This is a genomic window from Pantoea sp. SOD02 (assembly GCF_024707505.1).
Lineage (GTDB): Bacteria > Pseudomonadota > Gammaproteobacteria > Enterobacterales > Enterobacteriaceae > Pantoea > Pantoea symbiotica.
In genome coordinates, this window is sequence record NZ_CP102604.1 from 1,434,492 (window position 1) to 1,450,472 (window position 15,981).

Consider the following 15,981-nt stretch of genomic DNA (forward strand, 5'->3'; position numbering starts at 1 on the left):
GTTATGTTATCGGTGTAAAACGAAATCGCTTAAGTGCCAGCGGGAAATAATTACGTCACGGGATGATGAGAGGCGGGAAAAAACAGATGAAAGCGTTTAATTACGAGCAGGATTTCAAGCACATCGATTTTCGCCAGCAGCCAGAGCTGTATCAGGTGGGGCGCGGCGAGCAGGGCGTGTTGATGGTCGAACCTTACAAAAGTGAGATTCTGCCGCACTGGCGTTTTCGCACCGTCGAGCTGGCAAAACAATCTTCACAGCAGATTATGCAGTTATTTGAAGCGTATCGCGCGCAGGACGATTTTGTCGGCATGGACATGGCGCGCAAATATATTCAGATGGGGTACACGCGTGCGCGCCGCTATAGCAATCATCAGGGCGGACGAAAATATGACGAGGCCGGCAACGAATTGCCGCGTACCACAGAAAAAGAAAAGGCCGCTGCGGCGGCCGTTTTCAAAGCATGCTGGGATAAACTGCGCGCGGATACTGACTATCTGGCGCGCAAACGTGCGCACCAGCAGAAGTATGGTTAAACGCGGGTGCCCCACAGATCGTATTCGTCGGCGTGTTCGACTTTAACGCGTACCACGTCGCCGACTTTCACCTGACGATCGCCGTTCAGATAGACCGCGCCATCAATTTCCGGCGCGTCAGCCATGCTGCGGCCGACCGCGCCTTCTTCATCGACTTCATCAATCAGCACGAGCACTTCGCGGCCGATTTTTTCCTGCAGACGTTCGCTGGAGATCCTCTGCTGCAGCTGCATGAAGCGATCAAAACGATCCTGCTTCACGTCATCCGGTACCTGATCCGGCAGCTGGTTGGCGGTTGCGCCATCTACTGGGCTGTACTGGAAGCAGCCAACGCGATCGAGGCGCGCTTCCTGCAGGAAGTCGAGCAGCATCTGGAAATCTTCTTCGGTTTCGCCAGGGAAGCCGACGATAAAGGTTGAACGCAGCGTCAGCTCTGGGCAGATTTCACGCCAGCGCTTAATGCGCTCCAGCGTACGCTCTACCGCGCCTGGACGCTTCATCAGCTTGAGGATGCGCGGGCTGGCGTGCTGCAGCGGGATATCGAGGTACGGCAGAATTTTGCCTTCAGCCATCAGCGGAATAACGTCATCCACATGCGGATACGGATAAACGTAGTGCAGACGCACCCACACGCCGAGTTTGGCTAACTGCTCGCACAGGCTCACCATGCTGGTTTTCACTGGCGATCCGTTCCAGAAACCGGTGCGATGTTTGACATCCACGCCGTAAGCGGAGGTGTCTTGTGAGATCACCAGCAGCTCTTTCACGCCGGCTTCGACCAAACGTTTGGCTTCGTCGAGTACCGAACCGATTGGACGGCTATCCAGATCGCCACGCATCGATGGAATGATGCAGAAGGTGCAGCGATGGTTGCAGCCTTCGGAAATTTTCAGGTAGGCGTAATGGCGCGGCGTCAGTTTGACGCCTTGCTCTGGCACCAGGCTGAGGAACGGGTTGTGCTCCGGCTTAGGCACATAGGTGTGCACGTGCGACAGAACCTGCTCGTAGCTGTGCGGGCCGGTGATCTCCAGCACCTTCGGATGCACTTCGCGGATCTGATCCACTTTGGCACCGAGGCAGCCAGTGACGATAACTTTGCCGTTCTCGTTCAGCGCTTCACCAATCGCTTCCAGAGATTCCTGTACGGCGCTATCAATAAATCCACAGGTGTTAACGATGACGATCTCCGCATCATCGTAGCGTGGCACCACGTCATAGCCTTCAGTACGCAGCTCCGTCAGGATGCGTTCAGAGTCGACGAGGTTTTTCGGACAGCCGAGGGAGACGAACCCCACGCGCGGTGGATTTTTGACTTGGCTCATAAGGTTAAAAATTCATCATAATTAGTGTGGATAGGGGGGCGATTGTACAGAGGTTGCAGAGGAAAATGTATAGGCTGTGTAAGAATCTCCTTATCGACAACCATTGTGCTGTAGATATGCTTAACTCAGTGAGCGACGCGCGCTCTCATTAAGCGCCGTGCCTGAGTTGCTCGTCTGCGAACGTGATCCGAGTTGTGTAAGCTGACGTGTTTTGCTTAAATGTTGGGTCGGTAAAGGTAAGTACTTATCTTCACTGAAAATTTCAAATCGCACTGATAGTGAATCCTCACTGCCAGGGCAGAAGTGGATAATGTGAGAGCAGACATATGCAAGAGATCGTCAAAGGTTTTCTGAATTTTCAACAGAATGTGTTCCCTGAAAGGAAGGATCTTTTCAAAAGTTTGGCATCCAACCAAAATCCCAAAGCCCTGTTTATCTCCTGCTCAGACAGCCGTCTGGTGCCAGAGCTGGTGACGCAGTCGGAGCCGGGTCAGCTGTTCGTGATCCGTAACGCCGGTAATATCGTGCCACCGTTTGGTCCAGAGCCGGGCGGCGTGTCTGCCACCATTGAGTACGCAGTAGTGGCGCTGGGCGTGACCGAAATTATTATTTGTGGTCACTCCAACTGCGGTGCCATGAACGCGATTGCTTCCAATGCCGATCTGGAAACCATGCCAGCGGTTGATCACTGGTTGCACTACGCCAACGCGGCGAAAGCGGTGGTGGAAGAGCGCAACTACGATTCGGTTGAGAAACGTCTCAACGAAATGGTGAAAGAGAACGTGATCGCGCAGCTGCACAATATCAAAACACACCCTTCTGTGGCGGTCGCGCTGCGTAAAGGCAAAGTGCGCCTGCACGGGTGGGTTTATGATATTGAGAGCGGTGGCATCATTGCGCTGACCAAAGGCGGTGAATCCTTTATTTCACTGTCGGAAAACCCGGAAACCTGCTTCGAGTAATTCCGCCTAACCACCTGCAATGCAGGTGGTTTTTCCTCGCATTTCGCTAATATTTCCTCCCGCGCTGAAAACCAACTTCTACACTTGAGAAGCAATTACCTCTGATAAGGGCTCTCTCATGCGATTTCCCCTTTGTGTTCCCGTGTTAACGCTGGCGCTGCTGGCTGCGGGCTGTACCTCTCATGTGGCCGACAAAAAACAATATTCCGGCTTCCTCGGCGATTATAGTCAGCTGCAATCGACCCAATCGCCAAGCGGTAAACCGACGCTGCGCTGGATCTCTCCCGACTATCACGATGCTGATTATCGAGGCGTGGTTTACACGCCGGTGGTCTATTATCCGGCGGCGCACCCGACTGCGCGTATCAGCCAGCAAACGCTGGATGAGGTGCGCAGTTACACCGATAGCCAGCTGAAGCGGGCGATTTCTGAACGCAAGCCGCTGGTGACCACCAAAGGCCCGCGTACGTTGCTGGTGAAAGCGGCGATTACGGCGGTATCGGCAGAGAATGAAGGCGTGCAGTTCTACGAAGTGGTGCCGATTGCCGCCGTTGTTGCCAGCACCATGGCGGCCACCGGACATCGCACGCAAGAGAGCTCGCTGTTCCTCGAAATCGAAGCGGTGGATGCACAAACCGGCAAGCCGATGATTAAAGTAGTGCGCAAAGCCTTCGGCAAAACCCTACCGAATAACAACACGCCAATTACCCTCACCGATCTCCGTCCAGGCATCGATGAGATGGTGCGCGACACGTTGGCGTTCTCCGTGCCGTGAACCTGTGCCCGGCCGTGTGCCGGGCTTAATGTTTTGTAAATCCTGCACATCCTTTGTCACGCGCTGACTACCCTTAACGGCAGACCGTGATAAAGGAGAATGCCATGCGTTTACTGCCCGCCGCGCTGCTGTTTGGCGCTTTAAGCACGTCCTTACCGTTATTCGCCGCCGATGTGCAGGTTCAGTTGCTACAGGACAAGCTCGATCATCCGTGGTCCGTGGCTTTTCTGCCCGACAATCAAACGCTGTTAATTACTGAACGATCCGGCCAGCTGCGCAGCTGGCAGCCGGGCAAAGGCCTGTCGCAACCGATCGGCGGCGTGCCGAAGGTGTGGGCGAATCGTCAGGGCGGCTTGCTGGATGTGGTGCTGGCGCCGGACTTTACCCAAAGCCGCCGCGTGTGGCTCAGCTACACCACCGCCGATGCCAGCGGTCGCGCCGGCGGCGTGGTGGGTTATGGCCGATTAAGCAATGACAACCGCCAGCTGAGCGACTTTAAAGTGGTGCTGGAGCAAACGCCAAAGCTGTCGAGTGGCGCCAATATCGGCACGCGACTGGCGTTTGATCGTCAGGGCTTTCTCTATATCGCCTTCGGTGACAACTTCGCCAGCAGCAGCGCGCAGCAGCTGGATAAGCTCTCCGGCAAAATCGTGCGTCTGACCAAAGACGGTGAAATCCCGCCGGACAACCCGTTTGTTAATCGCCAGGGCGCGCGCGCTGAGATCTGGTCCTACGGCATGCGCAATCCGCAAGGGCTGGCGCTCAATCCGTGGACGCAGCAAATGTGGGAAAGCGAACACGGCCCGCGCGGCGGCGATGAGGTAAACATCCCGGAGAAGGGCAAAAATTACGGCTGGCCGCTGGCGACGTACGGCATTGATTACAGCGGAGAGAAAGTGCCGGAAGCGAAAGGCAGTGAAGTCGAAGGTACCGAGCAACCGCTGCACTACTGGAAAGTCTCGCCGGCCATCAGCGGCATGGCGTTCTATAACAGCGCGCGCTTCCCGCAGTGGAAAAACTCACTGTTTATCGGCGCGCTGAAGGAGAAGAGTTTGATTCGCTTGCAGGTGAATGGCGAGAAAGTGGTGGAGGAGCAGCGCTTACTGGAGGATCGTGGCGAACGTATTCGTGATGTACGACAAGGCCCGGATGGTTATCTCTACGTGCTAACCGATGAGTCTAACGGCAAGCTGCTAAAAGTGGGGCTGCCAGACGCCGCCAGCGCCCCACGCGGTTAACTTAGCGCGCCCAGTTACACACTTCCCATCCGCGCTGCTGTGCTTCCTGCAGCAGCAGCGGATTGGGATTCACCACCCATGCATGGTCGGCATGCGCCAGCAGCGGTAAATCATTCATTGAATCGCTGTAAGCCCAGGTGCGTTCAAAGCGTTGATCCTGCTGTAACGCTTTCCAGTCGCTGAGGCGCGTCACTTTGCCTTCGCGATAGGTCATGGTGCCGTAAGTTTGCCCGCTGTAGCGTTCATCCACCACTTCAACGCCAATTGCCAGTGCGCCGTGAACACCAAGGCGCTCGGCGATCGGTACCGCCAGATGATCGCCGCTGGCAGTAATGATCATTACCGTATCGCCGCGCTGCTGATGCCACTCAATGCGCTCGCGGGCGGCGGGGAACACGCGCGGCATGATGTCGCGATGGATAAAGCGGCGTACCCAGCCTTCAACGGTCATAGTGGCCATACCGGCGAGTGGCGCCAGCGTGGTATTCATGTACTCTTCAATCGATAACGTACCAGTGTGATATTTTTCCATCAGGATTTTCTCCTGCTGGATGATCTCTTCGGGGGCAAATCCCTGTGAAACCAACCAGCGCAGCCATAGGCTGGTGCTGTCTTCACAAATCAGGGTTTCGTCCAAATCGAAAATGGCTAAGTCCATCGCGGCTCTCCTCAGGCTGACTGAATTCAGGTTAGCGGAAATTTGTGACTGGCTTAACCGTTCTGCGAAAAATCGGAATTACACGCAAAATTTTTCAATAGTCAGATGGGCAAAAGTGGCGGCGCTGCGCGGTTGGTGCCAGGGTTACTCTAATAAACTCTATAAAACTTTACGATTGGACGGTTTTTTTCGCTGGCCTGAACCGTTAGCGTGGGATGAGACATGTCTTATCTGCAAAAAACCAAGATTTAACAAGGACAATCTGGTCATCCTCATGAGAAAAAACACCTTCGCTACTGCATGGCGGCCGCTGGCTGCATCGTCACTATTATTACTTTTCATTCCTATTTCAACGCTGGCAGAACAAGCTCCAGCCGCTCCGCAGATAGACGCTAAAGCCTGGATCTTAATGGATTACAACAGCGGCAAAGTGCTGGCGGAATCCAATGCCGATCAGCGCCTCGATCCCGCCAGTTTGACCAAAATGATGACCAGCTATGTGGTCGGCCAGGCGCTGAAATCGGGCAAGATTACCAACGATGACATGGTCACTATCGGCCAGGATGCATGGGCAACTGGCAATCCCAAACTGCGCGGTTCATCGCTGATGTTCCTCAAGCCTGGCGATCGCATTCCGGTCTCTGAACTGAATAAAGGCGTGGTGATTCAATCTGGCAACGACGCTTGTATCGCATTGGCTGATTATGTCGCGGGCAGCCAGGATTCGTTTATTGGGTTGATGAACAACTACGTCAAAGCCTTCGGCCTGCAAAATACCCACTTTATGACGGTGCACGGCCTGGACGCTGAAGGACAATACAGCACCGCGCGTGACATGGCGATTATCGGCCAGCGCCTGATCAGCGATGTACCGGAAGAGTATGCGCTTAACAGCGAAAAAGAGTTCACCTTCAATAAGATTAAGCAGATGAACCGTAACCGTCTGCTGTGGAGCACTAATCTGAAGGTGGATGGTATTAAAACCGGTCACACCTCCGGCGCAGGCAATAATCTGGTGGCCTCGGCAACCGAAGGTGATATGCGCCTGATTTCCGTGGTGCTCGGTGCGGCAACCGATGCTACCCGTTTCCGTGAAAGCGAGAAGCTGCTGACGTGGGGCTTCCGTTTCTATGAAACCGTGACGCCGATTAAGGCCGACAAGCCGTTTGCACAGCAGCGCGTATGGTTTGGCGATCATAGTCAGGTGAATCTCGGTGTAGCAAAAGACGCTGCCATCACCGTGCCGAAAGGGCAGATGAAAAACCTCAAGGCCAGCTTTACTCTGAATTCACCGCAGCTGGAAGCGCCGCTGGAGAAGAATCAGGTGGTGGGCACTATCGATTTCCAGCTGGATGGCAAAACCATTGAACAACGCCCGCTGGTGGCGATGGAAGCGGTGCCGGAAGGCGGCTTTATTGGCCGGATTTGGGACTTCATTATGATGAAATTCCACGGCTGGTTCGGGAAGTGGTTTAGTTAATAAAAAACGGTGCGCATCAAGCGCACCGTGTTGTAGGGTCGCCATTCATGGCGACCTCATCCCTCACTCACGTATCCACCCTTTCTTAATCGGCATAGCAAACAGTGCGCGATACACCTGATGCGTAAACGCCAGCATGCGCTCGCCATACAGCTGCCACGCCATGTGCGATGCCAGACACGCCAGCAAACCAACCAAAAAGCCGCCCAGCATATCCATGGGCCAGTGCACGCCAAGGTAGACGCGTGACCACGCAATGGCGCTGCCGATCACCAGTAACAGCACGCCCGACCACAAGCGATGCCAGAAGATAAATGCCAGCGCAAAGGTAAAAATGGTGGTGCCGTGATCGCTCGGATAAGAGTCATCTGCGGCGTGAGATAAGAACTGATGCCCGAATCCTATGGCAAAAGGACGCGGATGTGGCAACAGCTGGCCGACGCACCATGAGATGCTCAGCGCGTATAGCAGCGCCATGCCGGTTTTCAACACCAGCGCGCGTTGCGATTGAACATGTTCGCGCGGTCCCCACAGCCACAGCGCCACAATCAGCAGCGGCACGATGGCAATCACATCTTTGGCGATAAAGGTCGCCAGACTGATCAGCCACTGTGGCGAATCCTGCGTGGCGTTGATCCATAAAAAAAGCGTGTGGTTCAGTGCTTCCATCACGATTCCTTGTCCTCGTCTTGTTTACCCGAAAAACAGCAGCGCAAATATGGCTGCAAAATAAGCTGGATAGATTAAAAGCGGGCCACTGATGAGTACATAGTCGCGCTCTTAAACTTATTGCGGGTTGTTGGAGTGTTTAACTTTGATGAAAGTTGCGTGACGGTTTAATTAAAACAGGGCGTAGCAAGAGGATGACGAAGGGGATTTTGGCAAGCTGGCGAAATAGCCATAAAAAAACCCGCAAGTCAGTGACCGGCGGGCTCCACAATTTGGGGATTTCAAAGAAAAGCAGTGGCACTTATTCAGACTGCGCCCCCCAAAGAAAGTTCTGGACAGCGCGAAAATATTTTTATAAAGGCAAAAGCGGCCAGATTATCACGATCAAGGTGCCAGCCAGCGTCAGCAAAACGTTAGCAATCGCATAAGTTCCTGCATAGCCTAAGGCTGGAATGCTGCTGCGCGCGGTATCGCTGATGATCTCCATTGCCGGCGCACAGGTGCGTGCGCCCATGATGGCACCAAACAGTAGCGCGCGGTTCATGCGCAGTACATAAGCGCCGAACAGATAGCAAATCACCACCGGCAGCAAACTCACCAGTAAGCCACTCACCAGCATCAATGCTCCGGCGCTGCCAAAACCGTGCTGCAAACCGCTGCCCGCGCTCAGGCCAACGCCCGCCATAAACACCATCAAACCAAACTCTTTCACCATCGTCAGCGCACCCTGCGGGATATAGCCAAAGGTCGGATGGTTGGCGCGCATAAAGCCGAGCATGATGCCCGCGAACAACAAACCGGCGGCATTACCGATGCCAAAGCTGAAATTGCTAAACTGGAAAGTGATCATGCCGATCATTAAGCCGACGATAAAGAAGGCGCAGAAGGCGAGCAGATCGGTGATTTGGCTGTGAATGGCGATAAAACCAATGCGATCGGCAAGGCTCTTGACGCGGCGTGCTTCGCCGCTTACCTGCAGCACATCGCCTTTGTTGAGCATAATGCTGTCATCGATCGGCATCTCGATCTGGCTGCGAATCACGCGGTTGAGGAAGCAGCCGTGATCGGTCAGTTTGAGGTGGCTCAGGCGCTTGTTCACCGCGTTGTGGTTTTTCACCACGATCTCTTCGGTGACGATGCGCATATCCAGCAGATCGCGATCGAACACCTCTTTGCCGTTACGGAAGCTGGGATCAAGACGCGCGTGCGCATCGGGATAGCCCACCAGTGAGATATCGTCGCCCAGCTGCAGCATCGCGTCGCCGTCCGGGCTGGCGAGAATGCCGTTGCGGCGCAGACGTTCAATGTAGCAGCCGGTCTGGCGATGAATGCCCAGCTCGCGCAGGTTTTTGCCGCCGCTCCACTCCACCAGTTCCGGGCCGACGCGATAGGCGCGAATCACCGGCAGAAACACTTTGCGCTGACTGTCGGCGTCGAGGCCGCGCTCGCGTGCGATTTGCTGCGCACAGGTCGGTAGATCCTGATGTTGCAGGCGCGGCAAATAGCGTGCGCCAAAAATCAGGCTGACTAAACCTACCAGATAGGTGAGGGCATAACCGAGGCTGAGATTATCCTGCATCAACGTGAGCTGATGGCTGTCGCTGATGCTTTGCCGCAGCGTATCGCCAGCGCCCACCAGCACCGGCGTCGAGGTCATCGAACCGGCTAACATGCCTGCGGTTAAACCAATATCCCAGCCGAATACTTTGCCAAGCGTCAGGGCGATTAACAGCGCGCTGACCACCATGACAATCGCCAGGAAGAAGTAATTTTTACCGTCGCGAAAAAATATCGAGAAAAAGTTAGGTCCGGCTTCCACGCCGACACAAAAAATAAACAACATAAAGCCAAGACTTAATGCGTCAGTATTAATGGCGAAATGCTGTTGACCTAAAATCAACGAAACAACCAGGACACCAATGGAATTACCGAGTTGGACCGAGCCGAGGCGTAATTTACCTAAGCAGAGTCCGAGTGCTAAAACGACAAATAATAACAGAACGTCATTTCCGCTTAACAATTCTGCGACGTTAATGTTCACGGTTTAACTTCTTCTTAACCTGTAACCAGTTGATGAGAGGACCTTTTTTCGCTATCTTGTGCCGAACGTTAAGGTTCCTGCAACAAAAGCGTTCAAGCCGAAATCTAAAGCGGCGTCATTCTAATCATAATTAACACCCTCAGCTATCGGCAGTTTTCATTCCTTTCGCCTCCAGCTGTTTCTTTTTATTTCCAGTCGTGCGCATCAGGGCAGAAAAAGTTTCATAATTGTTAACGTCAAAGTTGAGGATAATTATGTTGCAGCGCAATAATCGCTGGCCAGCATCCATTCTGGGCGTGATGCTTTATACGCTGGTGTTTATTTATGCACATCATTTCTGGGCCGCCGCCAGTGAACAAGCCGTGCGCGGACAACCAGAATTACTGCTGTTTTTACTGCCGGGATGTTTGATGGCGCTACTGCAGCCGGAAAGTCCGCTGATCAGCACCTTGTGGGTGGCGCTGGGCGGTACGCTGCTGGGCATGATGTGGTTAATGCTGGCGGTGCCAATGACGCATAGCGGCTTGTTGGTTGTGGCCTGGAGTTTAAGTGCGCTGTTTTGGGCGGGATGTGGTGCGCTGCTGGTGCGCTTGCTGCGGATTATGCTGGCGATGCGTGCCGAATAGCACCAATAAAAACGGGCCCGCAGGCCCGTTCTCTTACGCTTCGATACCCAGGTTTTCTTTGGTCCAGGCAGCGAATTCGGTGTAACCACCAATGTGCTGATCGTCGAGGAAAATCTGCGGCACGGTTGTTACCGGCTTGCCGGCACGGGCTTCCAGATCGGCTTTAGTAATGCCGGTGGCCTGAATATCAACGTACTGATAGTTAAAATCGTCGCGCTCGCTGGTCAGCTTGGCGGCCAACTCTTTCGCACGTACGCAGTAAGGGCAGCTAGAACGGCCAAAAATCACTGCAATCATTGCTTCTCTCCTTCCGCTGCTGTTTTGTGACTAGAATCACATCACAGCGTGAATAATGCGTCACATCATGCCCGCCCATCCTGCTTAATGAAAGAAGAAGTTACCTGTTATTCTGATACCTGCTGCCTATGCAGACGCTAAAACTGAATGAACGCCAAGGAACCCTCGCATGCGTGATCTCGCCACATTACCGAAACCCGTGTTATTGCTCGAAGTGCTCGGCGTGCTTGCCGTGATTGGCGCATTGTTGCTCACCAACGATTGGGTGAGCGCACCTGACTTCATCGCGAAAAAGCCGCTGGCGACGCTGCTGTTTTTTCTCGGCATCGCGTTGATGCTGCCTGCCGCGTGGATGATGATGTGGCGCACGGCGAAGGCGATGGCTCCACAATTGTTCAATCATTCCAACAAAAAGAAGTAACCACCGGAGAGGATTTATGACGCCGACTATCGATTTACTGTGCAGCCACCGTTCCATTCGCGCTTTTACCGAACAGGGCATTGATGAGGCGCAACGCAGCGCCATTATTGCAGCGGCACAAGCGGCTTCGACCTCCAGCTTTTTGCAGTGCTCCTCGATTATTCGTATTACCGATCCCGCAAAGCGCGAGCAGCTGGTACAGCTGACCGGCGGCCAGCCTTGGGTCAGCGCGGCAGCGGAGTTTTGGGTGTTCTGCGCGGATTTCAATCGTCATCAGCAGATCTGCCCAGACGCGCAACTCGGGCGCGCTGAACAGCTGCTGCTCGGCTGCGTTGATACCGCGCTGATGGCGCAAAATGCCATGGTGGCGGCGGAATCGCTGGGCCTTGGCGGCGTATTCATTGGCGGGATTCGTAATAGCATCGCTGAAGTAACCGAGCTGCTGGAGCTGCCGAAGTTTGTGTTGCCGCTGTTTGGCTTCTGCGTCGGTCATCCAGCTGATGCGCCAGACGTCAAGCCACGTATGCCGCAAGCGATGCTGGTGCATGAAAATAGTTATCAGCCCGTCGATAAAAAGGTGCTGGCACAGTACGATGAGCAAATTACTGCCTATTATCAGCAACGTGATAGCAACCAGCGTTCCGAAACCTGGAGCCAGCTGATTCAGCGCCTGATTATTAAAGAAACGCGTCCCTTCATACTGGATTACCTGCATCAGCAGGGTTGGGCGACGCGCTAAGCACAAGGAACTCTGCAATGAAAATGGCCATTCTCACCCGCGATGGATCGATCTATTCGTGTAAGCGTCTACGCGACGCCGCGGAGGAGCGTGGTCATCAAGTGCAGATCATCGATCCGCTCTCCTGCTACATGAACATCAATTCCGATTCACCGGCGGTGCACTATCGCGGCGAGACGCTTGGGCATTTTGATGCAGTGATCCCGCGCATTGGCACCGCCACCACCTTTTACGGCACCGCCGTGCTGCGCCAGTTTGAGGTGCGTGGCAGCTATCCCCTCAATGAATCAGTCGCTATTACCCGCGCGCGCGACAAGCTGCGTTCGCTGCAGCTGCTGGCGCGTGAAGGCATTGATATGCCGATCACCGGTTTTGCCTCCTCGCCGGATGATACCGATGATTTGATTGCGATGGTGGGCGGTGCGCCGCTGGTGGTGAAGCTGGTGGAAGGCACGCAGGGCATCGGCGTGGTGCTGGCGGAAACGCGGCAGGCGGCGGAGAGCGTCATTGACGCTTTTCGTGGCCTCAATGCGCATATTCTGGTGCAGGAGTTCATTAAGGAAGCGCAAGGACGTGATATTCGCTGCCTGGTGATTGGCAATGAAGTGGTGGCGGCGATTGAGCGCGAAGCGAAAGAGGGCGATTTTCGTTCTAATCTGCATCGCGGCGGTAAAGCGCGCGCCGTGCAGATCACCGAAAAGGAGCGGGATATCGCGGTAAAAGCCGCCAGCACGCTGGGGCTTGAGGTGGCTGGCGTGGATATCCTGCGCGCCCATCGTGGACCGCTGGTTATGGAGGTGAACGCCTCGCCCGGACTGGAAGGAATTGAGGGCATTACCGGTTTAGATATCGCCACCATGATGATCAAGTGGATTGAGCAGCACGCCTGCCCCGGCTATCGTCCTAAAACCGGCGGCTAACCCGCGCTTTTCAGCGGTTTTCGTGGCATCCAGATCGGTTTTTCCGTAAGCTAAGGCGCTCATTTCTTCACCCCACAGGATATTACGATGGATTCACTGGTCGTTCCGGACATTGACGTGCTGCGTCGCTGGCTGGATCAACAAAATATCACCTGGTTCGAATGCGATGCCTGTCAGGCACTGCATCTGCCGCATATGCAGAATTTTGACGGGGTGTTTGATGCAAAAATTGACCTGGTGGATAACGTTATCCTCTTCTCCGCGCTGGCAGAAGTAAAACCGACGGCGCTGATTCCGCTGGTAGGCGATTTATCGCAGATCAACGCCAGCTCGCTGACCATTAAAGCCTTTGTTGATATTCAGGACGACAATCTGCCGAAGCTGATTGTCTGCCAGTCGATCAGTACCAGCGCCGGATTAACCTTCGGTCAGTTCTCCCACTTTATGAAGCAAAGTGAAGAGGGCGTTTCTATGGTGATCATGGAAGCCTTTGCTAACCACTTGCTGGTGGTAGAAGAAGAAGAGGAGCGACAACCCAGCTCCAGCAGCCACGCGATGCTGCACTGAGTTCCCCGCCTCGCTAACTGCCGCTTTTTGCGGCAGTTTTCATTTTTGCCCCACCACTTTTTATTCTGCACTTTGCCCTTTATTGCCAGATATTAGTCGTGCTTTATGCCACTAACGCCAAACCCCATAGCAGAAACATGCATAACTTATCGCGAAAAGGCGTTTTTTAAGCTGGGATCTGGTGCAGGTGGTGCGGGGGGGCTATTCTTGCGGGGCTGCTTGAGACGTGCAACCTCAGCGCAGGTATAGGTTTTTGCTATTAAACTCCCGCTGAATATTGATTCATTGTGTGCCTGTGATTTAACAGAAAACGCAACGTCCGGATCGCCGTGTATGCAGCGTTGTGATGACCCGCTCAGGAGGAAGTAAAACATGTTCAACCAACGTAAAAAATGGTTGTCAGGTGTGGTTGCTGGTGCATTGATGGCTGCGGCCGGCGGTGCGCAGGCCGAAGGTAGTACGGTTCATGTGTATAACTGGTCCGATTATATCGCGGCGGATACCGTGCCGAACTTCGAAAAGCAGACCGGCGATAAAGTGGTTTATGACGTCTTTGACTCCAACGAAGTGTTGGAAGGCAAACTGATGGCCGGTAGCACCGGTTATGACGTGGTGGTGCCGTCGTCGAGCTTCCTCGCGCGTCAGCTGCAATCGGGCGTGTTCCAGGAGCTGGATAAGAGCAAGCTGCCGAACTACAAAAATCTTGATCCCGATCTGATGGCGAAAGTAGCCCAGCACGATCCGGGTAACAAATACGCAATTCCTTATCTGTGGGGCACTACTGGCATCGGCTACAACGTCGATAAAGTGAAAGCCGCACTGGGCAAAGATGTACCGCTGGATAGCTGGGATCTGGTGCTGAAACCAGAAAACCTGGAAAAACTGAAAGGCTGTGGCGTCTCCTTCCTTGATGCACCGGAAGAGATCTTCGCTACCGTGCTGAACTACCTCGGCAAAGATCCAAACAGCTCTGACGCGAAAGATTACTCTGGCGCGGCGACTGATCTGCTGCTGAAACTGCGTCCAAACATCCGTTACTTCCACTCGTCGCAGTACATCAACGACCTGGCGAACGGCAACATCTGCGTGGCGATTGGCTGGTCGGGCGATATCCTGCAGGCGAAAGATCGCGCGGATAAAGCCAACAACGGTGTGCATCTGGGCTACATCGTGCCGAAGCAGGGCGCACTGGCGTTCTTCGACATGTTTGCGATTCCTAAAGACGCGAAAAATGTGGAAGGGGCGTATCAATTCCTCAACTACATGATGGATCCCAAAGTCATCGCTGATGTTTCCAACAACATGAACTATGCCAACGGTAACAAAGCCTCGCTGCCGCTGATCAATGCGGACGTGCGTAACAATCCGGGCATTTTCCCAACGCCGGATGCCATGGCCAAACTGTTTGTGCTCAAGGTCCAGGATCCGAAACTGGATCGTGTGCGTACCCGTGCATGGACTAAAGTAAAAAGTGGTAAGTAATTCGTTCTGAACGATTATTGCCTGAAGACGACAGCAGAGGCGCAGTGATGGCCTCTGTTGTGCCATTTTTAGCGGCTGGCTGTGCCGCGCGATTTTAGCGCCGGAGAAATGTTAGTGAACGACGCGATTCCCCGCCCCCCAAATAAAACGGCTAAGGCGATGACGCCGCTGCTGGAAATTCGCAACCTGACCAAATCTTTTGACGGCCAGCACGCCGTGGATGATGTCAGTCTGACCATTTACAAAGGTGAGATTTTTGCGCTGCTGGGCGCATCCGGCTGTGGCAAATCGACCTTGCTGCGCATGCTGGCGGGATTCGAACCGCCAACCAGCGGCCAGATTGTGCTGGATGGCCAGGATCTCTCCCATGTTCCGCCGTATCAGCGCCCAATCAACATGATGTTCCAGTCCTACGCACTGTTCCCGCACATGACGGTGGAGCAGAACATTGCCTTTGGCCTGAAGCAGGACAAACTGCCGAAAGGCGAAATCACTAGCCGCGTCGAAGAGATGCTGTCGCTGGTGCACATGCAGGAATTCGCGAAGCGTAAGCCGCATCAGCTCTCTGGCGGTCAGCGTCAGCGTGTGGCGCTGGCGCGTAGCCTGGCGAAACGCCCTAAGCTGCTGCTGCTCGACGAACCGATGGGCGCGCTGGATAAAAAATTGCGTGATCGCATGCAGCATGAAGTGGTCGATATTCTCGAGCGTGTCGGCGCTACCTGCGTGATGGTAACGCACGATCAGGAAGAGGCAATGACCATGGCGGGCCGTATCGCCATCATGAACCGTGGCAAATTCGTGCAGATTGGTGAGCCGGAAGAGATCTACGAGCATCCAACCAGCCGCTACAGCGCGGAGTTCATCGGTTCAGTGAATGTGTTTGAAGGCTTGCTGCGCGAGCGCGGTGAAGACGCGCTGATCATTGACGCGCCAGGCTTAGTGCATCCGCTGAAAGTGCAGACCGATGTCTCAGTGGTGGATAACGTGCCGGTGCACGTGGCGCTGCGTCCGGAAAAAGTGATGCTGTGCGAAGAAGTGCCTGCCGATGGCTGTAACTTTGCCGTGGGTGAAGTGGTTCACATCGCCTATCTCGGCGACCTGTCGATTTATCACGTGCGTCTGCGCAGCGGTCAGATGATCAGCGCACAGTTGCAAAACGCCCATCGCTACCGCAAAGGCGCGCCAACGTGGGGCGATGAAGTGCGTCTCTGCTGGGACGCCGACAGCTGTGTGGTTCTGACGGTTTAA

Annotated in this window: 17 protein-coding genes; 12 read left to right on the forward strand and 5 right to left on the reverse strand. The window is 54.3% G+C overall.

What is annotated here, in order from left to right; genetic code table 11:
- The first annotated feature begins 86 nt into the window (after positions 1-86).
- A complete protein-coding gene (locus NR302_RS06630; RefSeq protein WP_008102491.1) occupies positions 87-536 on the forward strand; it encodes a DUF4385 domain-containing protein in 450 nt (149 codons plus the stop codon).
- Here NR302_RS06630 and rimO read toward each other — a convergent pair.
- Positions 533-1,858 (reverse strand): 30S ribosomal protein S12 methylthiotransferase RimO, encoded by a 1,326-nt coding sequence (rimO, locus tag NR302_RS06635; RefSeq protein ID WP_258144843.1) that lies wholly within the window; start codon positions 1,856-1,858, stop codon positions 533-535. The two genes, NR302_RS06630 and rimO, sit on opposite strands and share 4 nt — an antisense overlap.
- Positions 1,859-2,184: 326 nt before the next feature.
- On the opposite strand from rimO, the gene NR302_RS06640 reads away from it, so the two are divergent.
- The 3 genes from NR302_RS06640 to NR302_RS06650 all read left to right on the forward strand — a co-directional run bounded on the left by NR302_RS06640 (position 2,185) and on the right by NR302_RS06650 (position 4,833).
- Complete coding sequence (locus NR302_RS06640) at positions 2,185-2,820, forward strand: carbonic anhydrase (RefSeq protein ID WP_007887698.1); 636 nt, start codon at positions 2,185-2,187, stop codon at positions 2,818-2,820.
- A gap of 118 nt (positions 2,821-2,938) precedes the next feature.
- Positions 2,939-3,595: a DUF3313 domain-containing protein gene (locus tag NR302_RS06645; protein WP_008102487.1), complete on the forward strand. Its 657-nt coding sequence runs from the start codon at positions 2,939-2,941 to the stop codon at positions 3,593-3,595.
- 104 nt (positions 3,596-3,699) lie between these two features.
- On the forward strand, positions 3,700-4,833 hold the full coding sequence (locus NR302_RS06650) for a PQQ-dependent sugar dehydrogenase (protein ID WP_258144844.1): 1,134 nt from the start codon (positions 3,700-3,702) through the stop codon (positions 4,831-4,833).
- Position 4,834: 1 nt separating this feature from the next.
- Here the strand turns inward: NR302_RS06650 and NR302_RS06655 are convergent, their stop codons facing one another.
- On the reverse strand, positions 4,835-5,491 hold the full coding sequence (locus NR302_RS06655; RefSeq protein ID WP_008102483.1) for an HAD family phosphatase: 657 nt from the start codon (positions 5,489-5,491) through the stop codon (positions 4,835-4,837).
- 274 nt (positions 5,492-5,765) lie between these two features.
- Here NR302_RS06655 and NR302_RS06660 point away from each other — a divergent pair, with 274 nt between their 5' ends.
- Positions 5,766-6,971, forward strand: coding sequence for a serine hydrolase (locus NR302_RS06660; RefSeq protein ID WP_154192059.1), 1,206 nt, complete (start codon positions 5,766-5,768; stop codon positions 6,969-6,971).
- A gap of 63 nt (positions 6,972-7,034) precedes the next feature.
- Here NR302_RS06660 and ybjG read toward each other — a convergent pair whose 3' ends face one another.
- Together ybjG and NR302_RS06670 are read right to left on the reverse strand one after the other, a co-directional pair.
- Positions 7,035-7,640, reverse strand: a complete 606-nt coding sequence (gene ybjG, locus NR302_RS06665; protein WP_061717185.1) for an undecaprenyl-diphosphate phosphatase — start codon at positions 7,638-7,640, stop codon at positions 7,035-7,037.
- Positions 7,641-7,992: 352 nt separating this feature from the next.
- Positions 7,993-9,681 (reverse strand): aspartate:alanine antiporter, encoded by a 1,689-nt coding sequence (locus tag NR302_RS06670; protein ID WP_061717183.1) that lies wholly within the window; start codon positions 9,679-9,681, stop codon positions 7,993-7,995.
- A gap of 254 nt (positions 9,682-9,935) precedes the next feature.
- Here NR302_RS06670 and ybjM point away from each other — a divergent pair, with 254 nt between their 5' ends.
- Positions 9,936-10,307: an inner membrane protein YbjM gene (ybjM, locus tag NR302_RS06675; RefSeq protein WP_258144845.1), complete on the forward strand. Its 372-nt coding sequence runs from the start codon at positions 9,936-9,938 to the stop codon at positions 10,305-10,307.
- Positions 10,308-10,340: 33 nt separating this feature from the next.
- Here ybjM and NR302_RS06680 read toward each other — a convergent pair whose 3' ends face one another.
- Positions 10,341-10,604 (reverse strand): GrxA family glutaredoxin, encoded by a 264-nt coding sequence (locus tag NR302_RS06680; protein ID WP_007887673.1) that lies wholly within the window; start codon positions 10,602-10,604, stop codon positions 10,341-10,343.
- Positions 10,605-10,773: 169 nt separating this feature from the next.
- On the opposite strand from NR302_RS06680, the gene NR302_RS06685 reads away from it, so the two are divergent.
- The 6 genes from NR302_RS06685 to potG all read left to right on the forward strand — a co-directional run bounded on the left by NR302_RS06685 (position 10,774) and on the right by potG (position 15,981).
- Positions 10,774-11,025: a DUF1418 family protein gene (locus tag NR302_RS06685; RefSeq protein ID WP_008102474.1), complete on the forward strand. Its 252-nt coding sequence runs from the start codon at positions 10,774-10,776 to the stop codon at positions 11,023-11,025.
- Positions 11,026-11,041: 16 nt separating this feature from the next.
- The gene (gene nfsA, locus NR302_RS06690) at positions 11,042-11,764 is read left to right on the forward strand and encodes an oxygen-insensitive NADPH nitroreductase (protein ID WP_258144846.1); all 723 of its coding nucleotides are present in this window, start codon (positions 11,042-11,044) and stop codon (positions 11,762-11,764) included.
- A gap of 17 nt (positions 11,765-11,781) precedes the next feature.
- Positions 11,782-12,684 (forward strand): 30S ribosomal protein S6--L-glutamate ligase, encoded by a 903-nt coding sequence (gene rimK, locus NR302_RS06695; protein WP_154153091.1) that lies wholly within the window; start codon positions 11,782-11,784, stop codon positions 12,682-12,684.
- Between the two features lie 87 nt (positions 12,685-12,771).
- The gene (locus NR302_RS06700) at positions 12,772-13,251 is read left to right on the forward strand and encodes a YbjN domain-containing protein (protein WP_008102469.1); all 480 of its coding nucleotides are present in this window, start codon (positions 12,772-12,774) and stop codon (positions 13,249-13,251) included.
- 372 nt (positions 13,252-13,623) lie between these two features.
- On the forward strand, positions 13,624-14,733 hold the full coding sequence (gene potF, locus NR302_RS06705) for a spermidine/putrescine ABC transporter substrate-binding protein PotF (RefSeq protein WP_008102467.1): 1,110 nt from the start codon (positions 13,624-13,626) through the stop codon (positions 14,731-14,733).
- Positions 14,734-14,847: 114 nt separating this feature from the next.
- A complete protein-coding gene (potG, locus tag NR302_RS06710; RefSeq protein WP_008102465.1) occupies positions 14,848-15,981 on the forward strand; it encodes a putrescine ABC transporter ATP-binding subunit PotG in 1,134 nt (377 codons plus the stop codon).

Bases quoted from the DNA above. Each gene is read 5' to 3' on its own strand.
- NR302_RS06630 (WP_008102491.1), top strand. From the start codon at position 87: ATGAAAGCGTTTAATTACGAGCAGGATTTCAAGCACATCGATTTTCGC.
- rimO (WP_258144843.1), bottom strand. From the start codon at position 1,858: ATGAGCCAAGTCAAAAATCCACCGCGCGTGGGGTTCGTCTCCCTCGGC.
- NR302_RS06640 (WP_007887698.1), top strand. From the start codon at position 2,185: ATGCAAGAGATCGTCAAAGGTTTTCTGAATTTTCAACAGAATGTGTTC.
- NR302_RS06645 (WP_008102487.1), top strand. From the start codon at position 2,939: ATGCGATTTCCCCTTTGTGTTCCCGTGTTAACGCTGGCGCTGCTGGCT.
- NR302_RS06650 (WP_258144844.1), top strand. From the start codon at position 3,700: ATGCGTTTACTGCCCGCCGCGCTGCTGTTTGGCGCTTTAAGCACGTCC.
- NR302_RS06655 (WP_008102483.1), bottom strand. From the start codon at position 5,491: ATGGACTTAGCCATTTTCGATTTGGACGAAACCCTGATTTGTGAAGAC.
- NR302_RS06660 (WP_154192059.1), top strand. From the start codon at position 5,766: ATGAGAAAAAACACCTTCGCTACTGCATGGCGGCCGCTGGCTGCATCG.
- ybjG (WP_061717185.1), bottom strand. From the start codon at position 7,640: ATGGAAGCACTGAACCACACGCTTTTTTTATGGATCAACGCCACGCAG.
- ybjM (WP_258144845.1), top strand. From the start codon at position 9,936: ATGTTGCAGCGCAATAATCGCTGGCCAGCATCCATTCTGGGCGTGATG.
- NR302_RS06680 (WP_007887673.1), bottom strand. From the start codon at position 10,604: ATGATTGCAGTGATTTTTGGCCGTTCTAGCTGCCCTTACTGCGTACGT.
- NR302_RS06685 (WP_008102474.1), top strand. From the start codon at position 10,774: ATGCGTGATCTCGCCACATTACCGAAACCCGTGTTATTGCTCGAAGTG.
- nfsA (WP_258144846.1), top strand. From the start codon at position 11,042: ATGACGCCGACTATCGATTTACTGTGCAGCCACCGTTCCATTCGCGCT.
- rimK (WP_154153091.1), top strand. From the start codon at position 11,782: ATGAAAATGGCCATTCTCACCCGCGATGGATCGATCTATTCGTGTAAG.
- NR302_RS06700 (WP_008102469.1), top strand. From the start codon at position 12,772: ATGGATTCACTGGTCGTTCCGGACATTGACGTGCTGCGTCGCTGGCTG.
- potF (WP_008102467.1), top strand. From the start codon at position 13,624: ATGTTCAACCAACGTAAAAAATGGTTGTCAGGTGTGGTTGCTGGTGCA.